This window comes from Fusibacter sp. (assembly GCF_057447755.1).
The window spans coordinates 1-5,059 of sequence record NZ_JBVBZF010000259.1 but is presented as its reverse complement, the minus strand read 5'-3'; the positions used below and the strand labels follow the sequence as shown (position 1 = coordinate 5,059).

The 5,059-nt window shown below is 38.3% G+C and carries 7 protein-coding genes; 5 read left to right on the top strand and 2 right to left on the bottom strand.

What is annotated here, in order from left to right; genetic code table 11:
* A partial coding sequence (locus tag AC220I_RS17980; RefSeq protein ID WP_486725248.1) for a hypothetical protein occupies positions 1-255 on the bottom strand: 255 nt, incomplete at its 3' end.
* A gap of 143 nt (positions 256-398) precedes the next feature.
* Between AC220I_RS17980 and AC220I_RS17975 the strand changes: the two genes are divergently transcribed.
* From AC220I_RS17975 to AC220I_RS17955, 5 genes are read left to right on the top strand one after another with little or no spacing between them, the layout of a single operon-like run.
* Positions 399-1,370: an RnfABCDGE type electron transport complex subunit D gene (locus AC220I_RS17975; protein WP_486725247.1), complete on the top strand. Its 972-nt coding sequence runs from the start codon at positions 399-401 to the stop codon at positions 1,368-1,370.
* The gene (locus AC220I_RS17970) at positions 1,370-1,978 is read left to right on the top strand and encodes an RnfABCDGE type electron transport complex subunit G (protein ID WP_486725246.1); all 609 of its coding nucleotides are present in this window, start codon (positions 1,370-1,372) and stop codon (positions 1,976-1,978) included. Before AC220I_RS17975 ends, AC220I_RS17970 begins: the two co-directional genes overlap by 1 nt.
* On the top strand, positions 1,971-2,588 hold the full coding sequence (locus tag AC220I_RS17965; protein ID WP_486725245.1) for an NADH:ubiquinone reductase (Na(+)-transporting) subunit D: 618 nt from the start codon (positions 1,971-1,973) through the stop codon (positions 2,586-2,588). Before AC220I_RS17970 ends, AC220I_RS17965 begins: the two co-directional genes overlap by 8 nt.
* Complete coding sequence (locus AC220I_RS17960; RefSeq protein ID WP_486725244.1) at positions 2,585-3,175, top strand: Rnf-Nqr domain containing protein; 591 nt, start codon at positions 2,585-2,587, stop codon at positions 3,173-3,175. The genes AC220I_RS17965 and AC220I_RS17960 overlap by 4 nt, the downstream gene beginning before the upstream one ends.
* 10 nt (positions 3,176-3,185) lie before the next feature.
* Positions 3,186-4,286, top strand: a complete 1,101-nt coding sequence (locus AC220I_RS17955) for an FAD-binding oxidoreductase (protein WP_486725243.1) — start codon at positions 3,186-3,188, stop codon at positions 4,284-4,286.
* Between the two features lie 66 nt (positions 4,287-4,352).
* Here the strand turns inward: AC220I_RS17955 and AC220I_RS17950 are convergent, their stop codons facing one another.
* Positions 4,353-4,949 carry a histidine phosphatase family protein gene (locus AC220I_RS17950; RefSeq protein ID WP_486725242.1) on the bottom strand — a complete coding sequence of 199 codons (597 nt, stop codon included), beginning with the start codon at positions 4,947-4,949 and terminating at the stop codon, positions 4,353-4,355.
* Positions 4,950-5,059 lie beyond the last annotated feature (110 nt).

The window sequence follows — 5,059 nt, the reverse complement described above, 5'->3', positions numbered from 1 at the left end:
TGTCAATGCCTTTATGATCAAACTAAAAAACAAAAGCCATTCTAAACCACTTAGGAGATCCACAAAAAAAATAGACCTTAATCTAATACTTTGACTTTCCCTTCTAAGATTTTTAAGTAATAATATTTCAATTAATAAGCTTAAGAGAATCATTAAGACAGACACCGGTCTTCCCAAGCCTTCAACCTGGTCTAAAACCAATGTCCAGTACAGAATATGTACCAATATAAAAACCACCATATACCCTTTTTTCATTTTAAACTCCCTATTAATTTGTCAAATCAAGTATACCCTAAAAAAATTTTTTTATAAAGTTAAAAAAAATAGATATATCTCAATAACTTTTGGATATATATAATGATGAGACACCTAAAGAAATTTTAAGGGAGGGAAGACATTTGAATCTATCACTCAAAAACATTCAATTTATGAAGCAAGCTATGATGAGAAAAGTCGTATATTCATTAATTCCGATTATTTTAGCGGGTACGTATTTCTTTGGCTTGCGCGTTCTAGCTTTATTAACAGTCGTCACCCTGTTCGCTTGTTTGACCGAATGGGTTTTTGTTAGAAAGACAACTAAAAAAATCACAGAGGCCGTTTTTGTAACTGCTTTGTTGTTTACACTAACTCTACCTCCTCAAACACCATATTGGGTCGCAATCATCGGCATCATTTTTGGTGTATTATTTGGAAAGATGGTCTTTGGGGGCTTTGGGAAAAATCCATTTAACCCTGCATTGGTTGGTCGAGCATTTATCTATGTTAATTTTCCTAAATTCATGACAGTGGAATGGACAAAACCAGTTGATGGCCTTTTGGGTGGTTTTACCCAGTACCTCGGTCAACCCATTGATGCCATTACGCAATCAACGCCAATGCTGATTTATAGAGCAACAGGCCAAACCGCACCACTTAAAAATTTACTCATGGGCAACATTGCGGGTTCAATTGGTGAAACCAGTGCCATATTGATCATTCTCATGGGCATTTATCTTATTTATACCAAAACGGCTGCTAAAGAAACCATCTTCAGCGTAATCATAGGTTTCTTACTTATGGACTCAGCCTTTTATTTTTCAGGCTATCAACAGGTGCCCAACCCGCTCTATGGTCTAATGGCAGGCGGTATTTTATTTGGGGCAGTGTTTATGGCAACAGACCCGATTTCATCGCCTAAGACTTTTCAAGGTCGAATTATTTATGGCCTCTTAATTGGCATCATCACAGTAATTATTCGTGGATTCGCCCTTTTTGCAGGTGGTATTATGTTTGCCATCTTAATTGGCAATACATTTGCCCCTATTATCGATGAAGGTGTAAATGCACTTAAGGCTCGAAAAAAACTTCCTGCAAAGGAGGGAAAATAATGGCTAAGAAGAAGCAAATTTTATACCCAGTTGTATTCATGGTGGTTCTAACGGCAATCTTCACTTTTGCCTTGGCATTTATAAACGCCAGTTCCATTGACCTCATAAAGGAACAAGAAAATCTCAGAATTCAAAAATCCATTCTATATGTGTTTAATATTCCCTTTGAGGATCAAGATGTCATCATTCAAGAGACTTTTAATCAAAAGGTTAAAGTTAAAATGTTAGATGGTGCACCTTACTATATCTATTTAGAACATGATGCCCCTGTGGGTTATGCCTTTCAATTTTCAGGTAGGGGGCTTTGGGGTACCATCACAGGAAATATAGCGGTTTCTCCTGCCTTTGACAAAATACTAGGGATTGATTTTATTTCTCATTCTGAAACACCTGGACTTGGTGGTCGTATTGACGAAGCCTGGTTTAAGGAACAGTTTAGAAATATGAACATAGAATCCAAAACACCTGTGATCTTTAAGCCTTCAGATGGCGGCACCGTTGACGCTGTCACAGGGGCAACCTTGACATCTAACTCGGTTCGGGATATGGTCAATCAATTCATAGCAAAATTATTAGATAATCAAATGGAGGTGACTAACCTTGAATGAGTTAAAACGTGTATTTAAAGAAGGGATTATAAAAGATAATCCTGTTTTTAGACAGATTTTAGGCATTTGCTCCTCGTTGGCAGTTACCAACCTTTTACTCAATTCTCTTGTAATGGGGGTTGGCCTCATGTTTGTCACCGGTTTTTCAAGTTTCACAGTATCGCTACTCAGAAATAGAACGCCTAAACACATTAGGATGATGGTTCAAACCTTGATCATTTCTGCCTATGTTATCATTTTGGATATTTTTCTTAAAGCCTATTGGCCATCCATGTCAAAGGCACTCGGGCCTTATGTGGGTTTGATTATCACCAACTGTATCATTATGGGGAGATGTGAAGCCTTCGCACAAAAAAACAAACCCCTTATCTCCTTCTTTGATGGTTTAACCATGGGGCTTGGCTATACAGTCGTTCTTTTGTTTATCGCATTTTTTAGAGAACTGCTCGGTTTTGGTTCATTATTCGGCATTCAAGTCCTTGGTGAGGGCTGGATTAACTGGACATTGATGATTATGCCTCCAGGTGCATTCTTCATGTTAGGCATCGTAATCTGGATCACCCGTAACATATTCCCTAACAATGATGAAAAAGGAGGTGCAAAAGCATGATCGAAATCAATCCTTTCATTATATTCTTTGCTTCAATTTTCACCAATAATATGATTTTATCCAATTTTCTGGGGATGTGTTCTTTTATCGCAGTCTCCAACGAGATAAAGACCTCGCTGAGTTTAGGTCAAGCTGTAACATTTGTCCTTGCTTGTACCACTGTTTTGAATTATTTTATTTACAACTATGTCCTCTTACCACTTGGACTTGAATATTTGAGATATATTATCTTTATCATCGTCATTGCAGCATTTGTGCAACTCGTTGAAATGATCATTGAAAGATATTTTGAGTCACTCTACTACTCCCTAGGTATATTCTTACCTTTAATAACTGTAAATTGTGCCATTCTGGGTGTTTCACTCTTTATGACAATTAGACAATATGACTTGTTTCAGTCATTTGCCTTCGGTATAGGTTCCGGTCTTGGCTGGACACTTGCAATTGTTGCAATGGCAGGTATCCGTAAGAAAATTAGAAATGCAAAGCTACCAAACGGTCTAGAGGGTCCTGGTATCACCCTAATCATCACAGGCATTATGGCACTTGCCTTTTTAGGCTTCTCAGGAATCGTTCAAATACAATAGGGAGGGTACTATGGGCACTATAGCAATTACCATCGCAACAATAAGCGGCATCACTGGTGCATTGGCCTTGCTTTTATCGCTTGCCAATAAAACCATAGCCAATTATGGCGAAAAAAAATTGAACATCAACGACAGCAAGGAATATACTGTAGATGGTGGTGAAACCCTGCTCTCAGCATTAGTAGATCAAAAGGTTTTTATTCCATCAGCATGTGGCGGCAAGGGAAGTTGTGGTTATTGCAAAGTCACTGTGCTGGAAGGTGGCGGTCAAATATTGCCAACTGAGCTTGGTTATGTCACACCTGCAGAACAAAAAGAAGGCGTGAGACTCTCATGTCAGCTTAAAGTAAAAGAAGATATGAAGATTCAAATACCTGAAGAGTTGTTTAGTGTTAAACAATTTGACTATCGCGTTGAATTTATTAAGGATGTTACACCTACCATAAAACATTTGCGCTTGATGTTGCCAGCCGGTGAGGAAATCCACTTTAAGGCCGGTCAATACATTCAAATTTTGGCCCCAAAATACAAGGGCAATGATGAAGAAGTTTACAGGGCTTATTCATTGGCTTCATCACCACTTGACAAAAAAGCCATTGAACTCTATATTGGTCTCGTAAAAAACGGAATTGCAACGACTTTTGTTCACGACTATTTAAAGGAAGGGGCAAAATTAACGGTTGTTGGCCCTTATGGAGATTTCTTCTATCAAGATACGGATAGAGAAATGGTCATGGTGGCAATCGGAACTGGAATGGCACCAATCATGTCAATCCTAAAGTTTATGAGAGACAGCGGCATCAACCGAAAGGTCACCTTTTATTTCGGCGCAAGAACAATTGAAGACTTATTTGAAATTGAAACCCTTGAGGCACTGGAAAAAGAACTACCAGGCTTTAAGCTCATCACTTGCCTTTCAAGACCCACTGAGCAATGTCACTGGGAAGGTGAAAAAGGTAGGGTTACCGATCTTCTTGAAAAATATCTTGATGATGGGGCAGATAAAGAGGCTTACCTCTGTGGTAGCCCAGTCATGATTGATTCGGTTATTCCTATTCTTAAGGCAAAGGGCATGCCTGAATCTCAAATCCTCTATGACAAGTTTGAATAAGTGAATACATGTGCCACATTTAATGAAAACTGAAAAAAACTAAAAAAGAGACGTCTATGAATTTAATCATGACGTCTCTTTGATTTTATCTGGAAAAGACCATTCAGGTTGTATAAAATCTTTATCAAAATCGATTTCTATGATTTCACCAAATTCAACACGATCTTGATAGTGGAAAGTCTGAATCACCATGCCATGTGCCACGAGAATGACACTGTCATAAAGATCACAAAACGGGATTAAGGCATCTTTTACACGGTTTTTGAGTTCCTCTAAGGACTCCCATCTTGTATACTCCGTAAACTCTCTTTCATCCTTGGGATATTGTCCCCTGTTCTTTTCAAAATCTTGATAAAGCAACTTAAGTTCCTGATACGTTTTATATTGAAAAGTCAAATCCGGTATCCATTCATGGAAATCATGAACAACCCTAGTGGTCAGCCCAGTATGTTTTGCAATTATTGCAGCGGATTGCAGGGCTCTGGTATAGGGTGACGATAAAATGATCTGTGCACCCTTTTCCACAAGTTTTTGAGCAGATGCTTCCATTTGATTGATACCAATATCGTTTAGGGCTGAAAGATCCCGACCTTGCCCGATTAAGCCTCTTTGCGTACAGGGTGTATAGCTAGGCTCTCCATGTCTTACCAAGTATAATTTCACTTCCTCACCTCCTCGTTTTACCTAATTATACCCAAACCAAAAAACATTTATCTTGAGATTCATTATTTGACGATATAAATTCATGATTTGACGATATAAATTCATGATTT